The sequence below is a fragment of the Thalassotalea loyana genome (genome assembly GCF_030161435.1).
GTDB classification, from domain to species: domain Bacteria; phylum Pseudomonadota; class Gammaproteobacteria; order Enterobacterales; family Alteromonadaceae; genus Thalassotalea_G; species Thalassotalea_G loyana.
Map to the genome: position 1 here is coordinate 1,135,333 of NZ_BSSV01000001.1, position 23,539 is coordinate 1,158,871.

At 40.5% G+C, this 23,539-nt stretch carries 17 protein-coding genes; 15 read left to right on the forward strand and 2 right to left on the reverse strand.

Annotated elements, in window-relative coordinates; all coding sequences use genetic code 11:
* Positions 1-134: 134 nt before the first annotated feature.
* From imuA to QQK05_RS05030, 3 genes are read left to right on the forward strand one after another with little or no spacing between them, the layout of a single operon-like run.
* Positions 135-818: a translesion DNA synthesis-associated protein ImuA gene (imuA, locus tag QQK05_RS05020; protein ID WP_284296383.1), complete on the forward strand. Its 684-nt coding sequence runs from the start codon at positions 135-137 to the stop codon at positions 816-818.
* A 5-nt stretch (positions 819-823) separates the two neighbouring features.
* Entirely contained in the window at positions 824-2,227 is a 1,404-nt protein-coding gene (locus QQK05_RS05025) for a Y-family DNA polymerase (protein ID WP_284296385.1), read from the forward strand.
* A 9-nt stretch (positions 2,228-2,236) separates the two neighbouring features.
* Positions 2,237-5,317 carry an error-prone DNA polymerase gene (locus QQK05_RS05030; protein ID WP_284296386.1) on the forward strand — a complete coding sequence of 1,027 codons (3,081 nt, stop codon included), beginning with the start codon at positions 2,237-2,239 and terminating at the stop codon, positions 5,315-5,317.
* Positions 5,318-5,337: 20 nt separating this feature from the next.
* Here the strand turns inward: QQK05_RS05030 and QQK05_RS05035 are convergent, their stop codons facing one another.
* Both QQK05_RS05035 and QQK05_RS05040 read right to left on the reverse strand, forming a co-directional pair.
* The gene (locus QQK05_RS05035; RefSeq protein ID WP_284296387.1) at positions 5,338-7,146 is read right to left on the reverse strand and encodes a phospholipase D-like domain-containing protein; all 1,809 of its coding nucleotides are present in this window, start codon (positions 7,144-7,146) and stop codon (positions 5,338-5,340) included.
* Between the two features lie 229 nt (positions 7,147-7,375).
* Positions 7,376-8,155, reverse strand: a complete 780-nt coding sequence (locus QQK05_RS05040) for a hypothetical protein (protein ID WP_284296389.1) — start codon at positions 8,153-8,155, stop codon at positions 7,376-7,378.
* A gap of 389 nt (positions 8,156-8,544) precedes the next feature.
* On the opposite strand from QQK05_RS05040, the gene QQK05_RS05045 reads away from it, so the two are divergent.
* The 12 genes from QQK05_RS05045 to QQK05_RS05100 all read left to right on the forward strand — a co-directional run bounded on the left by QQK05_RS05045 (position 8,545) and on the right by QQK05_RS05100 (position 23,304).
* A complete protein-coding gene (locus tag QQK05_RS05045; RefSeq protein WP_284296390.1) occupies positions 8,545-8,883 on the forward strand; it encodes a hypothetical protein in 339 nt (112 codons plus the stop codon).
* Between the two features lie 23 nt (positions 8,884-8,906).
* Positions 8,907-9,212: a hypothetical protein gene (locus QQK05_RS05050; protein ID WP_284296391.1), complete on the forward strand. Its 306-nt coding sequence runs from the start codon at positions 8,907-8,909 to the stop codon at positions 9,210-9,212.
* A gap of 27 nt (positions 9,213-9,239) precedes the next feature.
* On the forward strand, positions 9,240-9,698 hold the full coding sequence (locus QQK05_RS05055) for a hypothetical protein (RefSeq protein WP_284296393.1): 459 nt from the start codon (positions 9,240-9,242) through the stop codon (positions 9,696-9,698).
* Positions 9,699-9,713: 15 nt separating this feature from the next.
* The gene (locus QQK05_RS05060) at positions 9,714-10,280 is read left to right on the forward strand and encodes an HdeD family acid-resistance protein (RefSeq protein ID WP_284296395.1); all 567 of its coding nucleotides are present in this window, start codon (positions 9,714-9,716) and stop codon (positions 10,278-10,280) included.
* Positions 10,281-10,295: 15 nt separating this feature from the next.
* Positions 10,296-10,607 (forward strand): DUF3302 domain-containing protein, encoded by a 312-nt coding sequence (locus QQK05_RS05065; protein WP_284296396.1) that lies wholly within the window; start codon positions 10,296-10,298, stop codon positions 10,605-10,607.
* Between the two features lie 3 nt (positions 10,608-10,610).
* A complete protein-coding gene (locus tag QQK05_RS05070; protein ID WP_284296397.1) occupies positions 10,611-11,549 on the forward strand; it encodes an HlyD family secretion protein in 939 nt (312 codons plus the stop codon).
* A gap of 16 nt (positions 11,550-11,565) precedes the next feature.
* A complete protein-coding gene (locus QQK05_RS05075; protein WP_284296399.1) occupies positions 11,566-12,993 on the forward strand; it encodes an efflux transporter outer membrane subunit in 1,428 nt (475 codons plus the stop codon).
* 271 nt (positions 12,994-13,264) lie between these two features.
* Complete coding sequence (locus QQK05_RS05080) at positions 13,265-16,495, forward strand: VPS10 domain-containing protein (protein ID WP_284296400.1); 3,231 nt, start codon at positions 13,265-13,267, stop codon at positions 16,493-16,495.
* Between the two features lie 61 nt (positions 16,496-16,556).
* A complete protein-coding gene (locus tag QQK05_RS05085) occupies positions 16,557-19,790 on the forward strand; it encodes a WD40/YVTN/BNR-like repeat-containing protein (protein ID WP_284296401.1) in 3,234 nt (1,077 codons plus the stop codon).
* A 101-nt stretch (positions 19,791-19,891) separates the two neighbouring features.
* Entirely contained in the window at positions 19,892-20,497 is a 606-nt protein-coding gene (gene recR / locus QQK05_RS05090; RefSeq protein WP_284296402.1) for a recombination mediator RecR, read from the forward strand.
* 211 nt (positions 20,498-20,708) lie between these two features.
* Positions 20,709-22,670, forward strand: a complete 1,962-nt coding sequence (htpG, locus tag QQK05_RS05095; protein ID WP_284296404.1) for a molecular chaperone HtpG — start codon at positions 20,709-20,711, stop codon at positions 22,668-22,670.
* A gap of 145 nt (positions 22,671-22,815) precedes the next feature.
* The gene (locus tag QQK05_RS05100; RefSeq protein WP_284296406.1) at positions 22,816-23,304 is read left to right on the forward strand and encodes a type II secretion system protein; all 489 of its coding nucleotides are present in this window, start codon (positions 22,816-22,818) and stop codon (positions 23,302-23,304) included.
* Positions 23,305-23,539: the final 235 nt, after the last annotated feature.

A 23,539-nucleotide genomic window follows, 5' to 3' on the forward strand; every position in this document is an offset into this window, starting at 1 on the left:
TTCATCACTTAACTTTGCGATTTAATTCTTAATCATTTCTTATAGATAGTCACTAATCATCATTTTTGATCCTCAATGATCCTTGCGTGATAAAAACACTGAATATATACTGTATGTATATGCAGGTATTTGTCATGAATAATTTAATAGAAACATTACAAAACAAACAATTGGTTTGGCAAGGGAGTGCACAGCAAACTAAAAGAGATGGCCAGTCTACAGGCTATAGCGATTTAGATAAGCAGCTCAATGGTGGTTTACCGTCGTCAGGTGTTATTGAAATTATCTCTGATGTCGCCATTGGTGAGCTTCGTTTACTTTTGCCTTCTATGATTGATAAGGCTGATAGGTTGTTGGTTTTTATTTCTCCCCCAGGCAGTGTTAATGCACATTTGTTTTTAAGCCAAGGTGTTGACTTAAGTAAAGTCGTTGTGATTTATCCTGATGATCAAAAAAACGCATTATGGTCAGCAGAACAGTGCTTGAAAAGTGGTGCATGCGATAGTGTTGTGATGTGGGCATATGAAGCCCTGGAAATCCATCAAATTAAACGCTTGCAACTTGCTAGCGAAAAGGGAGCAAGTCGTCATTTTATTATGCGCAATCAACGATGTGAAAGCTTGTCTTTACCGGTAGATTTGAGCTTAAGCTTGTCACCTACTGAGACGGGATTAAATGTTCAAATTAATAAAAGAAAGTATGGCTGGCCTAGCGAACCATTTGCGCTCAATATGCAAAATAATTGGCCTAAGCTCACCTGCAAAGAACGCATAAATAATATTGTTTTCTTTCCTAATGTTAATGCTAAGGCTGGTTAGTCGCTATGACGTTATGGCTGTATTTACACTTTCCGTCATTACAACTTGATACGCTTTTTCGAGATCAGGAGCTACCCGTTGCGATTGTTGATAGTCAAACGAGCAAAGTTGTACAGTACAATGAAGCAGCAGAACGTGCAGGTATTAAGCAAGGTCAAGGACTGGGAGCAGCTGCTGCTCTGTGTCATCAGTTACAGGTACATCCATATCAAGAAAAGTACGAATGTGAGAAATTAAAGCAGTTAGCGCAATGGCTTTATTTAGTTACCGCAGATATTAGTTTGTTTGAACCTAATGGCTTGCTCGTCAAAGTAAGTAATATGCTTAGTTTATATCCTAATTTGGCAAGTTATTGGCAAGTTGTCGAAAAGCATGTTCAAAAGTTAGATATTAACTACCAATATGCCTCTGCTCATTCTGTTTACGGCGCGCGGTTATTAGCTCAAGCACAGGCAAATAATATTTGTGATGACTCATTAGTCGTGAGTCAGTCTATTGGTGGTTACCCATTACATTTTACTGACCTGGATAGCAAAACAATTACGAGTTTGCAACGCGTAGGTATACACAAAGTGGCCGATATACAGCAATTAACATTAGCTGATATTGGTAAACGCTTTGGTTTAGATCTTGTTACGTATATTGGTAAATTAACTGGGCAATTAAAGCACCCCGTGGAGTATTATCATCCGCCGGAGCAGTTTAAGCATTATCTGGAGTTATTATTTGATATTGCCGATGTTGAATGGCTAAAAAAGCCTTTATTTAAGGTTTATTGCTTACTTGAAACCTTTCTCAGGTTACGAAATAAGCATGCTAGAGAGTTGCTCATTACCTTGCATCTTCGCGATAGCGATGATCAATGTTTCACTGTCGCTGCCGGGCAAGGAGAATACAAATCTGATAAATGGTTAGAGTTAAGTCGGTTAACTTTAGAGTCAATCACGTTAAATGCCGCTGTAACCGGAATAACGGTTCAGGCACAACACTTAGTCAATAGCACTGTTGAAAAAGCGGATTTATTTGCTGGTAAGCAAGGTGAGCTTTCAAGCAATGAACTTATTGCTATATTACAAGCAAAACTAGGCGAGAATAAGGTTCAGGGAATCAAAGCGACTTATGATCATCGGCCTGAGTTGGCCAGCCAAGTATGCACACCATTGCAGGTTAATGACTATAGTACATCAGCACCATATGTTGCTATCCAACCTAGCTTTATTCTTCCTTCACCAGAGCCGTTATTAGAGGAGGTTTCTATCGAGCATGGCCCATCTCGCATCGCTGCTGGTTGGTGGGACAATAATGAAGTCATTCGAGATTACTTTATTGCACGTACACAAGCAGGGCGTTGGCTTTGGATCTTCCGTACGCCAGAGCAACATTGGTTTGTTCATGGTTTATTTAGCTAAGAGGTATCGATGGGATACGCAGAGCTATTTTGTCAAAGTAATTTCTCGTTTTTAACCGGAGCTTCGCACCCTGAAGAGCTTATTCACCAAGCAGAGTTTTTAGGGTATCACGCGTTAGCTATTACTGATGAGTGTTCGGTTGCCGGTGTTGTTCGGGCTCATAGTGCAATTAAAGAGCATCAGTTAGGCATCAAACTGATTGTCGGTAGCATGTTTCGACTTAAAAATGAGCTACAAGTTGTATTGCTGTGTCCATCGCGACAAGCTTATGGCGAACTTTGCAGAATTATCACTAATGCGAGAAGACGAAGCCCTAAAGGTGAATATCAGATAGAGCAATGGGATCTCATGAGTGTTAAACATTGCTTTATTCTTTGGCTTCCTCAACATACGGAAGTTGATAATGAATGGGCAAAGTGGCTCATTAAATATCATGCTAATAGGTTATGGCTCGGTTATCAGCGTCATTTGTTAACTCATGATGATGAGTATCTAGAACACTGTTTAGTATTGTCTAAACGTTATGATATTGAAATATGTGCATGCGGTGGTGTGCTTATGCATAGTGCAACACGTTTACCACTACAACATACACTTACTGCGATAGGGCAGGGTAAACCTGTCTATCAATTAGGCCATGATTTATTAGCTAATAGTGAGCGTTCACTACGCTCAATTGTTAAGTTAGGTAAGCTATTCAAGAAGCAATGGTTAGATACGTCTGTGGATATTGCTAGACGTTGTACCTTTTCACTTGAAGAGCTTAAGTATGAATATCCTGCTGAGCTTGTTCCACAAGGAAAAAGCGCAATGAGTCACTTGAAGGCGCTAGTAGCACAAGGCATTAAGTCTCGTTTTCCTGAAGGTATTAAACCTTCAATCCAAACAACAATTGATAAAGAGTTAAAGCTTATTGAAGAGCTTAACTATCCTTACTACTTTTTAACGATTCATGATGTGGTGATGTTTGCTAAAAGCCAAGGTATTTTGTTTCAAGGGCGTGGCTCTGCAGCAAACTCCGTAGTTTGCTACTGCCTAGAGATTACGTCTGTTGACCCTAGACAAATATCTGTATTGTTTGAACGTTTTATAAGTAAAGAGCGTGATGAGCCACCTGATATTGATGTTGACTTTGAACATGAAAGGCGTGAAGAAGTTATTCAGTATATCTATAAAAAGTATGGTCGAGAGCGTACAGCGATTGCTGCAACAGTTATCCGATACCGCTTAAAAAGTGCAATTAGAGAAGTTGGTAAAGCGTTAGGCATTGAAGAAACTCAGCTTGATTTTTTCATTAAGAACATTAATCGCCGTGATCGAACACTGAACTGGCAAAGCCAAATTGTTGAGCTAGGGCTCGATCCTGAGTCAAAACAAGGCCAACACTTCATCACTCTAGTGCATGATATTTTAGGCTTTCCACGTCATCTATCTCAGCATGTAGGTGGTTTTGTTATTTCTTCAGGCCCTTTATATGAATTAGTTCCTGTGGAGAATGCTTCCATGGCAGAACGTACAGTTATTCAGTGGGATAAAGATGATTTAGAGTCGTTAGGGTTACTTAAAATCGATGTTTTAGCGCTTGGTATGCTAAGTGCTATTCGTAAGTGCTTTGGTTTAATTGAACAACATTACCAACGCTCGTTAACGATAGCTGATATAACCGCTATGCAAGATGATCAAGGGGTATATCAGATGATTCAAAAAGCAGATACTGTCGGTATATTTCAAATAGAGTCTAGGGCACAAATGAGCATGCTACCTCGACTTAGACCTACAACGTATTATGATTTGGTGATTCAGATCGCTATTGTTCGCCCTGGCCCAATTCAAGGGGATATGGTGCATCCATTTCTAAAGAGAAGAAATGGTGAGGAAGCAATTACTTACCCGTCGGAAGAAGTAAAATCAGTACTTGAGCGTACTCTTGGTGTGCCTATTTTCCAAGAGCAAGTGATCAAGCTTGCTATGGTTGCCGCTGGGTTTACTGGTGGCGAGGCTGATCAACTACGTCGAGCAATGGCAACCTGGAAGAAAACCGGCGAACTGATGAAGTTCAAAACTAAATTGATCAAAGGTATGCAATCTCGAGGTTATACCTCAGCATTTGCTGAACGTATCTTTCAGCAAATTTGTGGTTTTGGTGAGTATGGCTTTCCTGAAAGTCATTCGGCATCTTTTGCTGTGCTTGCTTATGTTTCCGCATGGCTTAAATATTATTACCCTGTGACTTTTTATACCGCTCTATTAAACAGTTTACCTATGGGGTTTTATAGTGCATCACAATTAATTCAAGATGCTAAGCGCCATGGTATTAAAGTTTTACCCGTCTGTGTTAATTACTCATTTTATGATCATCATGTCGCAGATGATAAACAAGAAAAAGTGCTAAGACTTGGCTTTCGGATTGTTAAAGGTTTATCTGAACAAGGGATAAAACATTTAATCGCAAACCGTCCTGAGCAGGGGTATTCGCAAATCACACAAATACAAAAGCTTGATATAAACTCTCGTGACATGCAATTACTGGCTAGTGCTGACGCGTTAAGGTTATTGACGGGAAATCGTTATCAAAGTCGTTGGGCCCTCATGGCTCAAGAAAATGATATGCCATTATTTTCACATATCACTGAGGACAAAGAGCCAGAGCAACAATATCTATTTGCCCCCACTGATTACGACACGCTCATTGAGGATTATGCCGCTACTGGTTTAACGCTTAATCAACATCCTATCACGTTACTTGATAATGCTAACAAACTGCCAAAATTTACGCGTATGCAGGCGCTTACATCAGTTAATCATAAGTCTTTTATTACTGTGATTGGTGTTGTAACAGGTAAGCAATCACCTGGAACGGCGTCAGGCGTTACTTTTGTGACGTTAGAAGATGATACTGGCAATATTAATGTGGTGATTTGGTCAGGCACCGCAAGGGCGCAAAAATCTCCGTTTATGTCAGCTAAAATTCTAATGGTAAAGGGCATTTTGGAAAGAGAGGGGGAGGTGACTCACGTTATTGCAGGTCAACTTACCGACTTAACAGATAATTTGGCAAACCTCACAACACAATCACGAGAATTCAAATAAAGTCACGCTAATTCATGAAATTAAAACTGCCATTTTAAGCCCGTACGAATTAAGTCAGTATAAATCTTACGCTGGCGCTTAGTGCTTTTACCTTTAACGCCGCCAATGCCGATTAATGACTTTCTCATTTCAAGCCATTCAGGCGTTCCCCATAGATAAGAGTTTTCTTTTAGCGCTTCAAAAATCACTTCAAGATCTTCCTTTAATTCATCGCCACCAAAAAAGAACCCCATCTCATTGTTATAAAGTCTTGAGCGATAATCCAAGTTAGTCGTGCCGACAAAACCGACTTTATCTGAATAGATAAATTTAGCATGAAGTTTTCCGTAGACACTATTCCCTCCAAGGATTGTCGAGTCTAGCTTACCGGTTTGATAAATCTTAATCCGAGGGTTATCAATTGCGTTTAAATAGGCTTCACTATGAATAAAGTCAGGATTTAACTCACCTTTATCCCAGTCATCTTGCCAAGTTTCGACCATTTCAGGTGTCATTAGAAGACGTGGCGCCATATCCATATCAATCATAGATTGAGCAAAGAAATTATCACTTGTTAAAACAGAGTTTGTGATAATTTCAATGGTTCGTTCAGGATCTTCGTTGAGCCATTGATACAAGCCTTCACGCTCATCCATAATGACTTTACCTGTTGGGGTTTTATATTCGGCGAGAAATAAGTATGGTGAAACTATTCGGATATGTTTCACATTATCGACTTCTTTGTCGTTACGCTTTAATAGCGCAACAATCGAGCTTGGGTTTGAGCTTAGATTCTCAATTCGCTTTTCTACGACATCGGTTGAAATTAGGTTCGCGAGTTCATGAGCAAGCCTTACTTGAGCTGGCTTAAAACCGTTTGTCATATATTCAGGCATGCTTTGGTAGTGTTTATCAAATAGTTCAAAGTCTTTGAGTTTTGATAATGCATTTTGTGCGAGCATTTGTTCAGTGTAATAAGGGAGTAATGCTGTAATGTGCTTATTACCTTTGTTGAGGTATAAAACACTTAAATAAGCTTGCGAAACACTGCCTAATGAACTTAAGTCACTAGGTTTGTAGGTGCCCGTTTTTAAGAGTATTTCTAAATCTTTAAAGGTGTCTTGATTCGTCGTGCCATCATCATTAATGCCATAATAATCAAGCGAAATATTACGGCCGCCTGTCATCACCATCGCTTTATCTGGGAATGCACCATCAACAACTAACATCTTATCGTGTGAACGACGATTAAAATTAACGAATATTTTTGAAAGTGCATTAAAAATAACAATTTGAACTCGTGCTTTACGTGTTGTTAGCTCTCCTTGGCTATTCTTCATATAACCAGCCGAATCTTCGCAATTTTTCAGCGCTTTCAATTCCCCGTGGTTGAGGCTAAACGAACCAATCGAGTCCACCATTAACCTGACATCAACTCCGCGTTTAACTGCGTTACAAAGCGCGCCTAGCATTGCCCTACCAATCAGATCACGGGCGAAAATGTAATAGGTTGCGTCTATTGTGTGCTGAGCGTTATCAATCATCCAAATTTTACTCGCGATTGAGAGCACACCATCGTCCGTTGTTGGGCCAATGATTTTTGCTTGCGCACTATTTACAGGTGTTGAGGAGTCTAATGCAAGTTGTAGTGGATCTAAGCCACTTTCTTCTAACTTACTTTGTGAAAAAATAGTACGAACATAGTAAAGGTCGTCAATTCTTGGATCTGAAACGCCAGCTGGCCCATTACAGAGTTGCGAGGAAGATTGTTGATTACATGAGGGCGAAGTGCTACAGCCTTGTATAATTGAAACCAAAAACAAAACGAGATATGTGGCTAACTTCTTCATTGATAACGCATTCCTTGTCAACTCATGATAGATACGAATGAGTACCTATTGGCTCATATTTATTGAATGTCGATATTTTTACCTTAGCAGTTAACTATTTAACTTGTAAACCTAACTAATGTTTCATCAATTCTTATTGATAAAAACGCCACGATAGTAACCATAAAAAAGCGCAAAACCTTACGTTTTGCGCTTTCTATTGAAAAAACAAAAAACAAAAAACAAAAAACTAAAATTTAAATACAGCACCAAGTACTGGGCCTTTAGTTACTGTATCGTACTCAAAGTGCCCTGGTTCACCTGACGACTGGTCATTTTTATAATCTACCCAAGTAGCTTTATAGCCAACTTTGATGCTTATCGAATCTGTAGCTTTGTATTCAGCACCAGCATAAACAACTGATGTAAAGTCACTTTCCAGACCAAAACCACCAACATCTGCACGTAAATTCAATTTCCAATCTTTGTTAAGGCTGTACCAATAGCGAGCACCGATTACTGCATCAACCCAATCCTCATCATGCTCTGCATTAATATCTCCAGGTAGGTGTTCGCTCGATATACTTGCTGAAATGTCATTATCCCACCAGCGAATACCACCAAAATAGTCAACGATATGATCGCCGTACTCAAACCGCTTAAATGCTAAAGCTTCAAGTACACCTTGACGAACACGCGCACTAACTGTCCCCGTGTTCGCAACATTGGCACTATCTCGAAGATCCATATAGGCATAATCTAAAGCAATACCCCAATGCGTTGCTTTGTTATATGCCTCACCATGAAACATGATGCCGTTATCGAGCGTATCAAGAATATCACTAAACTCGACATGCACAGGAGCCTCGCCAACTCGACCAATCGTAGCATCCCCTTGAATAGCTGTTGCTTGCAAATAGGGTTCGAAAGAAAGCTCCCAGTCCGAGTCTTGTGTGTTTGCCAGCGCAGCTGGTGAAGAAAATAGCGTACTTATTGAAATAGCTAGTGCGGTATGTTTTTTAATCATCATAGGTTCCAAACAGCCTTTTATTTCCCCTTAGTTGAGGAAGAGCGTCACGTTAAAATTCAATGTCGAAAGGATATGGCATGCCCCTAAGTGTGTCTAAAGCATTCGTGTTATTTAACTTGATGAAAGTGTGATGACATTTGAGCAAATGTAACTGGCATTTGTGGTTTTACTGCGCCATTCGAGGATAAATGTAATCGGCTCGATTTCTCGGTTACAACTTCGAACAAACTCCTACACAAAGCCCCTACTATAAATTCCATGTTGATGCAGAATTAATAGGACTTTAAGGAAATGTTAATAACGCAATTTTTACATTTCATTAAAGAGGTACTTAAGAACGTTTAGCTCGTTCGATAGTTAATTCAATCGCCAGCAGATAAGGAAGCAACATGAGTTTATTTAAGCATGATGACAAGCAAGACGCTCGACTTGATGCATTAGAGCAGCACATTCGAGGATTGTCACAATTAGTCCAACAAAGCCAAATGGATATTGCAAGCGTCAATATCACGTTACTTAGTTTACAGCGCCAATTGGCTGAAAAGTTATCGACAAATGAGCTCGATCCATCATTTCAAGTACTTAACGATGAAATCAAAAACACCCGTGCAGATCTTGAGCGTGTAAGTGAAGCCGCTGCTGATGCATGGGAGCCACTGCAGGCAGGCGTAACACAGTCTTTATCTGTACTGCGTGACCAAATCGAACAGTTAAAAGTCAACGAATAATTGAGACGTAAGGAGACTTGCTCATGACTCAAAATGACTCATTAAAGGCGCTTCAACAGCTAAAAGCTGAAGTAGCTGCGCTCAAGGCAGCACAGAAAGCAGCACCGTTATCTGATGGTGACGAGCTAGCGAAGATAAATCCTTCTGCTGACAAAGTTCAAGAAACGTCACCAGCTCAAGACAGTGTTTCTACACCGGCTAAGTTGTCGGAAGAGGAACAACTTGATGAATTAAAAACATTGTTAGCGAAGGAGATAAAAGATCTCCCAACAGTAACAACGTTAGCTGTGTTTTCTTTGGGGTTATTAATGGGGCGTTACTTACGTTAGTAGAGGTTTGATATGAACGAATTAGTGATGAAATTTAAAATATTATTTCGCTCAGAAATGATGTTGCTCAAATCGGAAAGTTCGAGACGCGTAAACATTGCGCTATTAAATGCTATCGCAATCGGAGCATTGCTGATTGCTATTGTGTTTTTCAATGTCGGTTTATTTTTTATGTTTACTGAAACGCCACAATATTCTTCTGCAGCTTTTTGGTTGGTAGGTTTTAACCTGCTTATCGCAGTTATCCCATTTCTAATATCAAAAACGGTTAAACCGAATGCTCAAGAACAAATGATTGAAGATATTCGCAATATGGCAATGAGCGAACTAACGCAAGATATGAGTAAAGTGAATCATGAAGTTGAGCAAGTTGGTAAAAGTATTCAAAACGTAAAAACAAGTCTTTCGGGGTTCCAATCTGGAAGCTTATCGGGCATGGGGCCACTTGTAGGTTTAGCGATAGACCTATTAAAGAAAAAGTCGTAAAGCAAGGACATTATCATGACATTTATTTCTGATAGCGTTAAAGCCTCAGGTCAGTTAGGCACAGGGTTAGGCGTAGGTATTATTATTCTCGGCACTATTGCTTTAGTTGCCCCATTTTTGACGGGCATAGCGACAATGGCAATGTTTGCTGTACTCATTTTAGCCGCAGGCATAACAACATTGGCATACGTATTTAATGCACGCTCTTTTGGTGCAGGAGCCGTACAGTTTTTTGTTGGCGCTTTAATCACATTACTCGGTGGTTATATGCTGGTGCACCCAGCTCAAGGTTTAGAAGCTTTAACCAGCATAGTTATCGCTTACTTTATTGTTGATGGTGCTTTCACAAGTATCGCTAGTGTCCAATTAAGGCCTGTTGCCGGTTGGAAATGGGTGCTTGCAAGCGGAGTTTCTAGTTTTGTTTTAGGCCTTTTGCTATGGCAGCAATGGCCATTATCAGGTGTGTACGCTATTGGCATGCTGATCGGTGTTCGTTTAATTTTCAAAGGTTGGTCTTACGTCATGCTTGGCGCCATAACTAATCAGGTGAGTAATGAGCTGAAGCAGGAGGTGGGCATATAAGCCCCTTAAGGACAAATGATGACAGGATTAGATTATTTCGCTTGGGTTGTATTCGTTACGATAATCGTCGCTGGTATTGCCCTAGTTATTGCATTGTGTAAAGTGCCGGGCAATATCGCAAAACAAAATAACCACCCTCAGGCCGATGCAATTAATGTTGCTGGTTGGTTAGGGTTGCTATTGTCATTTGGTGTTGTTTGGATACTTGCAATCATTTGGGCCAAAACTCAACCCGTTGATGCGGCCCACAGTACTGAAGAGTTGGAAGAAATTAAAGCATCTATCAAATCTTTACAAGCTCAACTAAAAGCGACTAAAGGAGAATGATTTATGCTAGTTTTTTGCACTATTATCTTCGTGCTTTTACTTTTTGTATTAATAAAAGTAAAGGTGTTACCCAATTCCTCAAAAACATGGGGCTTATTGATACCTTTTGAGTTCTTATTAATTTTAGGGTTCTTTATTCCTATGCAGTGGGGGGCACCGGCTGCCGATGTCCGCGCATTAGCGTACACAGTGCCAATTACGCCAAATGTTGCTGGCCAAGTAACTGATGTTCTGATTGAACCAAATGTTGAAATTAAACAAGGCGAACCTTTATTTAAAATTGACCCAACACAATATGAGGCTGCCCTTGAAGGGCTCGAGGCTCAGCTGGTATTAGCGCGTACTCGCTTAAAACAATCCGAGGAGTTAGCAAAACAGGATGCAGGGTCAATCTATGAGTTGCAAGCATATCAAGCGCAGGTTCAAGGATTAGAGGCGCAAATCAAAAACGCAAAATGGAATTTAGAAGAGACAGTAGTCAAAGCGCCAACTGACGGTATGGTAACAAATTTAGCATTACGTCCAGGTCAGCGTGTTTCCAATTTACCCTTATTTAAAGCTATGTCTTTTACTGACACCTCAGAAATTATACTTGGCTCACAGGTATTGCAAAATTTTACGCGTAACATCAAACCAGGTCATCAAGTGGAAGTCACGTTTAAAGCGTTTCCAGGAAAGGTCTTCAGCGGCAAAGTTGAATATATGGTATCTGCCACAGCACAAGGTCAATTTAACAATACAGGCAACGCTATTGCGCCGCAAAGCTCACAAGCGGGTCCATTTTTTGTCAAAGTTAAGCTTGACGATCAAACATTTCAGGAAAGCTTAATACCAGGTGCAATGGGCACTGCGGCGATTTATACCGATAACGTTAAAATGGCACACATCATCCGCAAAGTTATGATTCGAATGGACGCCATAATGAATTACGTGAAACCTTAAGTATTCGGAGTATTTTATGTACGTTAAATACTTGGTAACAGTGCTAGTTATTATCTCTTTGGGTGGTTGTGAAGTTAATCAACCACCAGTTAAAGAAGCCATGATCGAGCAAGTTATGCCTGAAACTAACCAAGAACCGCCAATTAATTATGATGAAGTTGCGAATGCAGCAATCGGTGATGTTAAAGACGGTTGGTTAAAAAATTTCAATGATCCAGCGCTTGAAGCGATTGTCGAAGAAGCTATTCGTCATAATCTTAATTTGCAAGCGGCGGTTACAAAATTAGATGCCGCTGCTGCAATTGCCATTCAAGCTGGCGCCGAACTTAAGCCAGTCATCGGTGTTGGCGGTAATTTGGGTACCGACCAACTGTTTTCATCAAGTGGCTACGAAATTGACAATGATGCTATTGCGTTAAATATGTCATGGGAGTTAGACATATGGGGGCGCATACGCGCACAACAAGCAGCGGGTGAAGCTGCATTTGAAGCAACACAATATCAAGTGATGTGGGCATATCAGTCGATAGCCGCTCAAACAGCAAAAATCTATTACTTGTTGACAGAAGCACAATTGCAATTAGGTTTAGCCAATGAGGCTGTCGCTTTATACGAGAAAACCTATGACATAGTTGCAGTAAAGTATAAGCAAGGCCAGGTGACGCAGCGTGAGGTTTCACTTGCAAGTGCTAACGTCGCATCTGGTAAAGCGACAGTTCGTAAAGCGCAAAGTGCATTGTTGCAAGCGTCGCGTGCTTTGGAAGTTATGCTAGGCAGATATCCAGCAGCAGAAATAGCTGGTGCGCAAAATCTAAACGCAACATTACCGCCAATTCCTGTTGGACTGCCTTCTGAACTGTTAGAGCGTCGCCCCGATATTAAATCTGCCGAGCGAGCGGCAGCAGCACAGTTCTATCAGATTCAGCAAGCAGAAACGGCTCGACTACCTAAAATTTCATTAACCGCAGGTGTTGGCTCAGTCTCCAATGACTTAACCAGCGCAATATCACTTGGTAATGAGTTTTGGTCACTTGGTACTAACTTTGTCGCGCCAATCTTTACCGGTGGAGCGTTAGAGGCACAAGTTAATGTGGAGTCAGCCGAATATCGTCAAGCAATGGCAAATTACGGCTTAACGGCATTGAAAGCCTTTAGTGAAGTTGAACAAGGCTTAGCGAATGAAACATTATTACGTGAGCAACAAGCGTACTTAACGCAAGTGGTATACGACTCGCAAGAAGCGTTGCGTGTGGCTAATGTTCAGTTTGATGTTGGCAAGGTTGATTTATTGTCTGTTATCCAGCAACAAGGTCAGCTAATTGGTGCTAAAGTGAACTTGTTGAATATAAAAGATACCCGTTTGCAGCAGCGGATTGATTTACATTTGGCACTAGGTGGTGATTTTCAAGAGGGACCTAAAGTAGAACCAGCTGAAGTGCAGTAGTCGCAGATATCAATCGACTAAGAAAAAGCCTTTTCATTTCGATGAACAGGCTTTTTAAGTATAGGGAGCTCGACAAGTCGTGATGGCAAAGGTGCATTATTAAATGAATAAAATACGGCGTTACAATCTATCCGACGAAAACCACATTTTATCGATAAAATTATGATTTCCATCCTTCTTTGGCTATATTTGGAACACTAATAAAAATAACACTACGATTACTGTGGTGATTATCAAACTATGCAACTCATGCTTTCCACAGGGAACATATATGTCGATTAAAAAATCATTAATTGCGATGGCGATTGCTGCCTCGGCAATCTCTAGCAGTGCCTTCGCGTCTATTGATACCAGTTTACTAGAAGGACTAAAAGCGCGTAACGTTGGCCCCGCGACAACAAGTGGCCGAATTTCCGACGTTGAAGCAGTTATCTCCAATCCAAATATTATTTATGCGGCAGCTGCGTCTGGTGGTATTTGGAAATCAGTTAATGCTGGATTGAATTGGGAGCCCATCTTTGATGAGCAAGATTATGCCTCAATCGGTGCGTTAGCAATCAATCAATCAATTCCTGATATTGTTTGGGTGGGTACTGGTGAAGGTAATGTTCGTAACTCAGTGTCAATCGGCGGTGGTATATACAAAACCCTTGATGGTGGTAAAAGCTGGAAAAAACTTGGCTTAGAAAAAACTGAGCGTATTAACCGTATCGCATTGCACCCAACAAACCCTGATATTGCATATGCTGCAGCCATGGGTGAGTTATGGGGTGAAAACGAAGAGCGTGGCGTATACAAAACTGTTGATGGCGGTAAAACGTGGCAAAAGATCTTATACGTTAACGAAAAAACGGGTGCCACTGATATTCGTATGGACCCTACCAACCCAAACAAACTCTATGCTTCTATGTGGGAATATCGTCGTTGGCCATATCGATTTGAATCAGGTGGAGCAGGCTCTGGTTTGTTTGTTTCAAATGATGGTGGTGAAACCTGGACAGAAAAAACAGCTGCCGATGGTTTACCTTCAGGTGATTTAGGTCGTATTACCATTGAGATTGCACCAAGCCAACCAAATACGGTTTACGCCTTAGTTGAAGCAGAGCAAAGTGCTTTAATGCGTTCAGATGATGGTGGTGATAGCTGGCGCACTGTTAACAATGACGTTGGTGTTAGTGACCGCCCATTCTATTACGCAGAAATTGAAGTGGATCCAAACGATCCTGATACGATTTATAACATTGCGACGTTTATTCGACGTTCAATTGACGGCGGTAAAACATTTACCATGCTAGATAAAATCAATTGTTGTGCTGCGGGTAACACGATCCACATTGATAATCACTCAGTTTGGATTAACCCTGAGAATTCAAAACATATTATTTTAGGTAACGACGGCGGTGTTCAAATCACCCAAGATAAAGGTGATAGCTGGCGTTTTGTCCAAAATATGCCAATTTCTCAGTTCTATCACGTGCGTGTTGATAATGGCCATCCATACAATATTTATGGTGGTTTACAAGATAATGGCTCATGGCGTGGACCAAGTGAAATTTGGCAAACAGGTGGCATTCGCAATGTTCATTGGCAGGAAATTGGTTTTGGAGATGGTTTTGATGCCATGGCATTCCCTGATGATATTACGCAAGGCTATAGCCAATCACAAGGTGGCTATTTAAGTCGTTGGAACTTAAATACAGGTGAAGAGAAACTTATTCGCCCTAACGCGCCAAGCCCAGATGTTGAATTACGTTTTAATTGGAACGCGGGGTTAGCGCAAGATCCGTTTGACAACGACACGATTTATTACGGTAGTCAATTCGTCCACAAATCAACAGATCGTGGTGAAACATGGCAAGTGATTTCTGATGATTTATCAACGAACAAAAAAGAATGGCAACGTTATAAAGACTCGGGTGGTTTAACACCAGATGTAACGGCGGCGGAAAATTACACGGCAATCATTACGATTGCACCAAGCCCAATAAAACAAGGGGTTATTTGGGTCGGTACCGATGACGGTCGTATTCATGTAACACAAGATGGTGGTAAAACGTGGCAAAGTGTTGAATCTAAGGCTCGTAAAGCGCCTGACAATGCGTTTGTTCCGCATATTCAACCATCAAAACATAAAGCTGATGAAGCGTTTATCGTGTTTGATAATCATCGTAGCGGCGACATGAAGCCTTATATATTTAAAGCGTCTAAATTTGGTAAGAAGTTTACGAATTTAACGACTAAAAATATCAAAGGTTATGCGCTGTCTGTAGTGCAAGATCATGTAGATGAAAACTTACTGTTCTTAGGGACTGAACTTGGTTTATACGCGACAACAGATGGCGGCGACTCTTGGTTTAAATGGACCCAAGGCGTACCAACAGTTTCGGTAATGGATCTAGCTATCCAAGAACGTGAAAATGACTTAGTTGTCGCAACTCATGGCCGTTCTATTTATGTCATCGATGATTACAGTGCGTTGCGTGGTATGAATAATAAAACCTTAGAGCAAGAGCTAGCATTGTTAAGTGTGACAGATGGTCAACAGTATATGGCTAATCGCGCACCTTCAACACGCTTTTGGGGCGATGCTGCGTATGTCGGCGATAACGAAGAATACGGTGTTGTCCTTACAGTAAATGCTGCCGGTGAACATTTACCTCACCCAGATAAAACGCAAGAAAAAGCGCGTTTGGATAAATTAGCCACAGTTAAAAATGCAGATGCTAATGAAAAGTCTAGCGAAGCGACAATCGTTGTTTCTAATGCTCAAGGTGATGTAGTTCGTACGTTTAGAGCGAACTTACACCAAGGTGTTAACCGCATTGTTTGGGGCATGGAGTCTGACGGCGCTAAATCAATGCCTGGTGGTCCAGCAAGTGATATTTTAAGCCCAGGACCTCAAGTGCCACCGGGCGAATATAGCTTAAAAGTAACGATGAATGACCAATCTTTTATCGCAAAAGCGAATGCGTTAATTGATCCGCGTTTTACAGTAAGCGTTGCCGATTTAGAAGAAAACTATAAGCAGCAACATGAAGTTGTTGATATGTTATCTGTTGTTGCGACAGCTGCGCATAAATTAGCTGATAGCAAAAAAGACATTGAGCTAATTCAAACGGTCGCCAATAAAGCATTGAAAGACGTTAAAGAAAATAAAGAAGAGCACGTTGCAAGTAAACTGACTGAAAAAGCAGGTCAGTTACTTAAGCAAATTGGTGAGTTAGACAAAGGCTTGCGCTCATTACCGAATACCAATGGTCTTGTTGATGAAAGCTATAAAGTTACCTCTAAGATCTTTACCGCCTGGGGCTATGTTGGCAGCACTTATGGTAAACCGTCACCAACAGCTGCTTATTTTATTGAAGAAGCGAAGTTAAGCCTTACTGAAAACGTTGAGAAAATTAATCAATTTTTATCAGCAGATTTAGCGGAGTTTAAAGATGACTTCAACAACTCTGGTATCCAGTTACTATCAAATAGCGATGTCATTTCGCTAAATTAATCTTAAGTCGCCCAGTCATGCCTGGGCGACTTTTTATCTGAACATATAAAAGGTCAAAATAATGAAAAAAGTTCTGCCATTTATTGCAACAGCACTTGCCTTAGCTATTTCACCAAATGCAGCTATCGCAAAAGACGGTGCAAATGATGCAAGTATTTATGCAAACATTCCTATGCGTAACTTAGGGCCCGCCGTTACTGGTGGTCGTGTAAGTGATTTTGCCGTTAATCCTGATAATTTTAGCGAATATTATGTTGCAACATCATCAGGTGGTTTGTGGAAAACAACGAACGCAGGTACAACATGGAAGCCTATTTTTGATAATCAAGCGAGTTACTCGCTAGGCGATGTAACTTTAGATCCAAATAACTCGAACGTTGTTTGGGTAGGTACAGGAGAAAATAACTCGCAGCGCTCTGTGGCCTACGGTGACGGTATCTACAAGTCTGTAGATGGCGGTAAAAGCTGGAAAAACATGGGGTTAAAAAACTCTGAACATATTAGTGAGATTTTAGTTGATCCACGCAATTCAGATGTTGTTTACGCAGCTTCACAAGGTCCATTATGGAGTAAGGGCGGTGATCGTGGTTTATTTAAAACTGTTGATGGTGGTAAAACATGGGAAAATGTTTTAAATATCAGTGAGCACACAGGTGTTAGTGATATTGCCTTTGATCCGCAAAACCCAGATGTAATTTATGCAACAAGCTATCAACGTCGTCGTCACGTTTGGACATTAATCAACGGTGGTCCAGAGTCGGCGATTCATAAATCTACTGACGGTGGTAAAACGTGGCAGAAAATCACGAAAGGTTTACCTGGTGGCGATTTAGGTCGTATTGGTATTGACGTTGCGCCAAGCTCGCCAAATATTATTTATGCAATTGTTGAATTGCCAAACGACAAAGGTGGCTTCTACCGCTCTACCGATTACGGTGTAAGCTGGCATAAGCAAAGTAGCTATGTTTCAGGCTCACCTCAGTATTATCAAGAGATTGTAGTCGATCCGAAAAATCCACACCGTGTTTATTCATTAGATACTTATATGATGGTGACGGAAGACGGTGGTAAAAACTTCACACGTGCTGGTGAAGCACACAAGCATGTTGATAATCACGCACTTTGGATCAACCCAAACAATACCAACCATTTAATTGTAGGTAGTGACGGTGGTGTATACGAGTCATTCGATAGAGCGAAAAACTGGCGTTTCTTCGACAATATGCCATTAACTCAGTTCTACAAAGTTACTGTTGATTATGACTTACCGTTTTACAATGTTTTTGGTGGTACGCAAGATAACGCATCGTTAGGTGCACCACACCGTACAACCAATAACTCAGGTATTCGTAATTCTGATTGGTTATATACACAGTTTGGTGACGGCTTCAAAACCGTAATCGACCCAAGCGATCCAAATATCATCTATTCGCAATACCAATACGGTGGCCTAGCGCGTTTTGACAAACGCTCTGGTGAACGTGTTCAAATGCAACCAGTTTCACCAGATGTTAATGAAGCACAACGTTTCAACTGGAATTCGCCACTACTCATCAGTCCACATAACAATGAACGTCTGTACTACGCGTCACAACGTGTATTTAGAACAAACGATCGTGGTGATACTTGGCAAGCGGTTAGCCCTGATTTATCGCGTAACTTAGATCGAAATAAATTAGAGGTAATGGACAAAGTTTGGGGTGTAGATACGGTTGCTAAAAACAAATCAACGTCATTCTACGGCTCTGTAGTATCACTGACTGAATCACCTGTTAAAGAAGGTGTTTTGTTTGCAGGTACCGACGATGGCTTAATTCAAGTAACGCTTGATGGTGGTGATACGTGGTCTAAAACCAAATGGCCGAAAAAAGTGCCTGAGAATTCATATGTTAGTGATTTAGAAGCGTCACTATTTAATGAATCAACGGTATTTGCGACCTTTGATAACCACAAAAAAGGGGACTTTGCTCCTTATGTTTACCGCTCTGACAATAGCGGTAAGAGCTGGAAAAACATCACAGGTAACTTACCTAAGCGCGGCAGTGTTTATACCGTCGTTCAAGATCACGTAAACAAAGACTTACTATTTGTAGGTACCGAGTTTGGTGTTTTCTTCACGCAAAATGGTGGTAGTAACTGGACGCAACTCAAAGGCAATATGCCGACAATTGCGATTCGCGATTTAGAAATTCAGCGTCGTGAAAATGACTTGGCAATGGCTTCATTTGGTCGTGGTTTCTTCATCTTTGATGACTACACACCGCTTCGTGAATTAGCTAAAACAGTAAAATCTGCGCCTGCAACAATCTTCCCTGTACGTAAAGCAATTCAGTTTATTGAATCAGACCCTATGGGCTTACCGGGTAAAGCGATGCAAGGTGCTGATTTCTACTTTGCTGAAAACCCAGCTTACGGTGCCGTATTTAGCTACTATATCGGTGATGACTTTACATCGCTCAAAGCTAAGCGTCAGAAAAAAGACGCTAAACTGCGTAAAGACGATAAGCCGGTTTACTACCCTTCTTGGGAAGAACTCAAAGAAGAAGATTTAGAGCCAGGTTCAAAGTTAATCTTTACCGTTAAAGATATGCAAGGCAACGTTGTTCGTCGCTTAACGGCTCCAGCGCGTAAAGGCTTTAATCGTATTGCATGGGACTTACGCTACCCTGGTTTTGGTGTCATTTCTAAAAATGTTGATAAAGATAGCGGCCCGTTCGTTGTTCCGGGTAAGTACCAAGTATCATTATCAAAGGTGGTTAATGGAATCGATACGCCTTATGAAGGTAGCCAAACCTTTGAAGTGGTAGCATTTGAAAATCGTACCTTCAAGAGTAACGATCGCAATGCGGACTTAGCGTTTGATATGAAAGCCGGTAAGTTAGCATCGGCAATTAACGGTGTTCAAAATCATATTCGTGCGTTAGAAAAGCGTATCGATAATATTGGTTATAGTGCAACGCAGACATTAACTGCTTCACAAGATATTCATTCAACGGTTGTTCAAATGAAACGTGAATTAACTGAGATCAAATATCTATTAAACGGTAACCGCGTTATTGCTAAGCGTGCTGAACCTACACCAACGTCGGTGCAAGGTTACATTGGTTACTTACAATGGAGCCGTAGTGAAAGTACTGGTCCTGTGTCTGGCCAACAAAAACTTCGCTTTAACCGCGCTTCTGAAGGTTTTGATGTAGTTTACCAACGCACTAAAGCATTAACAGAGTTAGTTGAAAAACTTGAAGGACAATTAAAGCAAGACGGTAGTAACTTCCTACCAAATACTGGCTTCTAAATAGCACTTTAGTGCCTCTTTCAAATGGGGTCAGAGTCGATTGACTCTGACCCCATTTATTTTATACTTAGCGAAATTTTTATCTCTCGTATTATTTCGGCATGAAGTTTAGTCCACTCGTTCAAGAACTTATTGATTCTCTTAAGTGTTTACCTGGTGTTGGTGGCAAAACAGCACAGCGTATGGCTTTTCAGTTATTAGAGCGCAACCGAAGCGGTGGCGAAAAACTAGCAAACTCGTTAGCCAAAGCAATGACAGAGGTTGGCCATTGCCAACAGTGCCGTAACTTCACCGAGCATGATCTTTGTGATATTTGTTCAAGCCCTAAACGACAGCTAGCTACTCAATTGTGTATTGTAGAAAGTCCTGCCGATGTAATTGCTATTGAACAAACGGCTGAATTCCAAGGTCGTTACTTCGTTTTAATGGGGCATTTATCGCCACTAGATGGCATTGGCCCGACTGACTTAGGCTTAGATATTCTTGAGAATGAGTTATTAAAAGGCCAAATAACTGAGCTTATTCTAGCGACCAACCCAACCGTGGAAGGTGAGGCTACTGCGCATTACATTGCAGAAATCGCCAAGCATTATCAGGTGACTATTTCTCGTATTGCTCACGGCGTGCCAGTTGGTGGCGAGCTTGAATATGTTGATGGCAACACTTTATCACACGCATTATCTGGCAGAAAAAACTACAACATCTAGTTGTAGTTTTTTATTACTAATTTTTCAGTTCTTCGCTTTTCCCTACTAGTTTTTCTCGTAACTCTGGTTTATTGGAAAAATTTAAACGCTTTCCTTGAATTGCTTTTTGCTATCCCCATATCTTGATTATCTTCAGGCAACTTTAATTGCCTTTTTAAATGAATTTACCGATATGCGGTTTAGTTAAGTAATACCAAAGGAGATGTTTCAGATGTCTGAGACGAATAATCAAGAAGTTCATGGCTTCCAAACTGAAGTAAAGCAACTACTTCAATTAATGATCCACTCTTTATACTCTAACAAAGAAATTTTCTTACGTGAGCTTGTTTCAAATGCTGCTGATGCATCAGACAAGCTTCGTTTTAAAGCATTATCAGATGCTAGCCTATTTGAAGGCGACGGTGAATTACGTGTACGCGTAAGTGCAGATAAAGAAGCGAATACTGTGACTATCTCAGACAACGGTATTGGTATGACGAAAGAAGAAATCATCAACCATTTAGGTACTATTGCTAAATCAGGTACAGCATATTTCTTCTCAAAACTATCAGGTGACCAAGCTGCCGATTCACAATTAATTGGTCAATTTGGTGTTGGTTTTTACTCTGCATTTATTGTCGCAGATAAAGTAACTGTTCGCTCTCGAGCTGCCGGTGTGCCAGCAAGTGAAGGGGTTGAATGGACATCAGCTGGCGAAGGTGAGTTTACGACTGCAACCATTGAGAAAGCAGGTCGTGGTACTGACATTATTCTTCACTTAAAAGAAGATGAGTCTGAATTTGCTGACGACTGGCGCTTAAAGTCTATTGTGACTAAGTACTCTGATCATATTTCGGTTTCGGTTGAGATGCTGACACCTGAAGTGCCAGCTGTTGAAGCTACCGAAGAAGTTAAAGATGACGAAGGCAATGTAATTGCTCCGGCCGTTGAAGCAAAAGATGCCGTACCAGCTAAATGGGAAGCGGTAAACAAAGCAACCGCATTATGGACGCGTGAAAAAGCCGACGTATCGGACGAAGAATACAAAGAATTCTACAAACATGTTTCTCATGACTTTGCTGATCCACTTTTATGGGAGCACAACAAAGTTGAAGGTAAAACGGAATACACGTCTTTATTATACATTCCGTCAAAAGCACCATTTGATTTATACAACCGTGAAAAGCAACATGGCTTAAAACTATATGTTCAACGTGTTTTCATTATGGATGACGCAGAACAATTCATGCCAACATACTTACGCTTTGTAAAAGGTTTATTAGACTCTAACGATTTACCATTAAACGTTTCTCGTGAAATTTTACAAGACAACAAAGTCACTCAGGCAATTCGTAAAGGTTGTACTAAACGTGTCCTTAAGATGTTAGATCGTTTAGGTAATAAAGACGCTGAGCAATACCAATCATTCTGGAACGAGTTTGGTCAAGTCTTAAAAGAAGGTCCTTCTGAAGATATGGCTAACAAAGAAGCGATTGCTAAGCTTCTTCGTTTTGCCTCTACCAACAACGACAACGCTGAACAAAATGTATCGTTAACACAATACATTGAGCGCATGAAAGAAGGTCAAGATAAGATCTACTATGTGGTGGCTGATAGTTACGAAGCTGCAAAAAATAGCCCGCACTTAGAAGTATTCCGCAAGAAAGGTATTGAAGTATTATTGTTATCAGACCGTATCGATGAGTGGTTAATGTCACATTTAACCGAGTTTGATGGCAAACAGTTACAATCAGTAGCGCGTGGTGGTTTAGATTTAAGTGATTTAGACGACGAAGAGACAAAAGAAGCACAAGAGAAACTTGAAAAAGAATTTGATGATGTTGTTAAACGCATCAAAGATGCTTTAGGTGAGCAAGTAAAAGATGTGCGTATCTCAAATCGTTTAACGGATTCTCCAGCAGTTATCGTGACAGATGACCATGATATGAGTGCGCAAATGATTAAATTGATGGAGTCTGTTGGTCAAGAAGTGCCTGAAACAAAACCTATCTTTGAAATTAACGCTGAACATGAGTTAGTTCGTCATGTATCGGATGAGAGTGACGAAGATAAGTTCAAGCAGTGGACGCAAGTTCTCTTTGATCAAGCAATGTTAGCCGAGCGCGGTAGTTTAAAAGATCCTGCGACTTACGTAGCTCGCCTAAACAAATTAATGTTAAGTTTAACTAAATAAATCTTAATACAAACAAAAAGCCAGTCTTATGACTGGCTTTTTTATTGATATCTCGATCAAACTCTTTCAACACGTTTACAAACTGAAACGTATATTTAAATAGTGTTTGTTACTATTCAACCTAAAGTTATTGATGGTTGTATGTATGAACAAACAGAAAGGTTTCACACTTATTGAGCTAGTAGTAGTGATTGTTATTTTGGGTATTTTAGCTGCAACAGCTGCACCAAAGTTCATTGATGTAAGTACTGATGCAAAGGTTGCAACGATCGAAAATATCGCCGGTTCGTTGAAGACAGCGGCGACACTTGCCAATATGAAAGCACGAGTTAAAGGCTGTGAAAAAGATGCCAAATGCGATATCGAAATTCTCCAAGGTACAATGGAAATTGAATTTGGTTATCCAGAAGCTAGAGGTGAGGGCAGCGATCTTGATATCGTTGACATGATTGAATTTGATGCAGATGTGTTTACGGTCAATGACGATAATAACTCAAATGTCGAAATAGGTTATGACGTAGAAGATAATCTAGACGGTGAATGTTTTGCGAGGTATATCGAACAAAGTGGAACAGGGCACCCAAATCCATCTTCTGATGAGCCGCATATCGAAATTGTTACTGATGGATGCTAACCAATATCAATAGAACGAGTAAAACCAACAGTCAAATGTTGGTTTTTTGTTATAAATTGATTAAAAAACCGTGCTTTTGTTTGTTTTTTGTCCGAACGAACATTTATTTTAAAAAAGGTGTTGACTCTTTTTTTAAGATCTCTAGAATGCGCTCTCGTTGTCACGGAGCACTGCTTCAAACAACATCGACACTAACGAATGAGATTAGTGTTAAACATGAATCATTCATGTTTGA

What these genes read in the sequence shown, in the direction of transcription:
- imuA (WP_284296383.1), top strand. Translation starts at nt 135, where the DNA reads ATGAATAATTTAATAGAAACATTACAAAACAAACAATTGGTTTGGCAA.
- QQK05_RS05025 (WP_284296385.1), top strand. Translation starts at nt 824, where the DNA reads ATGACGTTATGGCTGTATTTACACTTTCCGTCATTACAACTTGATACG.
- QQK05_RS05030 (WP_284296386.1), top strand. Translation starts at nt 2,237, where the DNA reads ATGGGATACGCAGAGCTATTTTGTCAAAGTAATTTCTCGTTTTTAACC.
- QQK05_RS05035 (WP_284296387.1), bottom strand. Translation starts at nt 7,146, where the DNA reads ATGAAGAAGTTAGCCACATATCTCGTTTTGTTTTTGGTTTCAATTATA.
- QQK05_RS05040 (WP_284296389.1), bottom strand. Translation starts at nt 8,155, where the DNA reads ATGATGATTAAAAAACATACCGCACTAGCTATTTCAATAAGTACGCTA.
- QQK05_RS05045 (WP_284296390.1), top strand. Translation starts at nt 8,545, where the DNA reads ATGAGTTTATTTAAGCATGATGACAAGCAAGACGCTCGACTTGATGCA.
- QQK05_RS05050 (WP_284296391.1), top strand. Translation starts at nt 8,907, where the DNA reads ATGACTCAAAATGACTCATTAAAGGCGCTTCAACAGCTAAAAGCTGAA.
- QQK05_RS05055 (WP_284296393.1), top strand. Translation starts at nt 9,240, where the DNA reads ATGAAATTTAAAATATTATTTCGCTCAGAAATGATGTTGCTCAAATCG.
- QQK05_RS05060 (WP_284296395.1), top strand. Translation starts at nt 9,714, where the DNA reads ATGACATTTATTTCTGATAGCGTTAAAGCCTCAGGTCAGTTAGGCACA.
- QQK05_RS05065 (WP_284296396.1), top strand. Translation starts at nt 10,296, where the DNA reads ATGATGACAGGATTAGATTATTTCGCTTGGGTTGTATTCGTTACGATA.
- QQK05_RS05070 (WP_284296397.1), top strand. Translation starts at nt 10,611, where the DNA reads ATGCTAGTTTTTTGCACTATTATCTTCGTGCTTTTACTTTTTGTATTA.
- QQK05_RS05075 (WP_284296399.1), top strand. Translation starts at nt 11,566, where the DNA reads ATGTACGTTAAATACTTGGTAACAGTGCTAGTTATTATCTCTTTGGGT.
- QQK05_RS05080 (WP_284296400.1), top strand. Translation starts at nt 13,265, where the DNA reads ATGTCGATTAAAAAATCATTAATTGCGATGGCGATTGCTGCCTCGGCA.
- QQK05_RS05085 (WP_284296401.1), top strand. Translation starts at nt 16,557, where the DNA reads ATGAAAAAAGTTCTGCCATTTATTGCAACAGCACTTGCCTTAGCTATT.
- recR (WP_284296402.1), top strand. Translation starts at nt 19,892, where the DNA reads ATGAAGTTTAGTCCACTCGTTCAAGAACTTATTGATTCTCTTAAGTGT.
- htpG (WP_284296404.1), top strand. Translation starts at nt 20,709, where the DNA reads ATGTCTGAGACGAATAATCAAGAAGTTCATGGCTTCCAAACTGAAGTA.
- QQK05_RS05100 (WP_284296406.1), top strand. Translation starts at nt 22,816, where the DNA reads ATGAACAAACAGAAAGGTTTCACACTTATTGAGCTAGTAGTAGTGATT.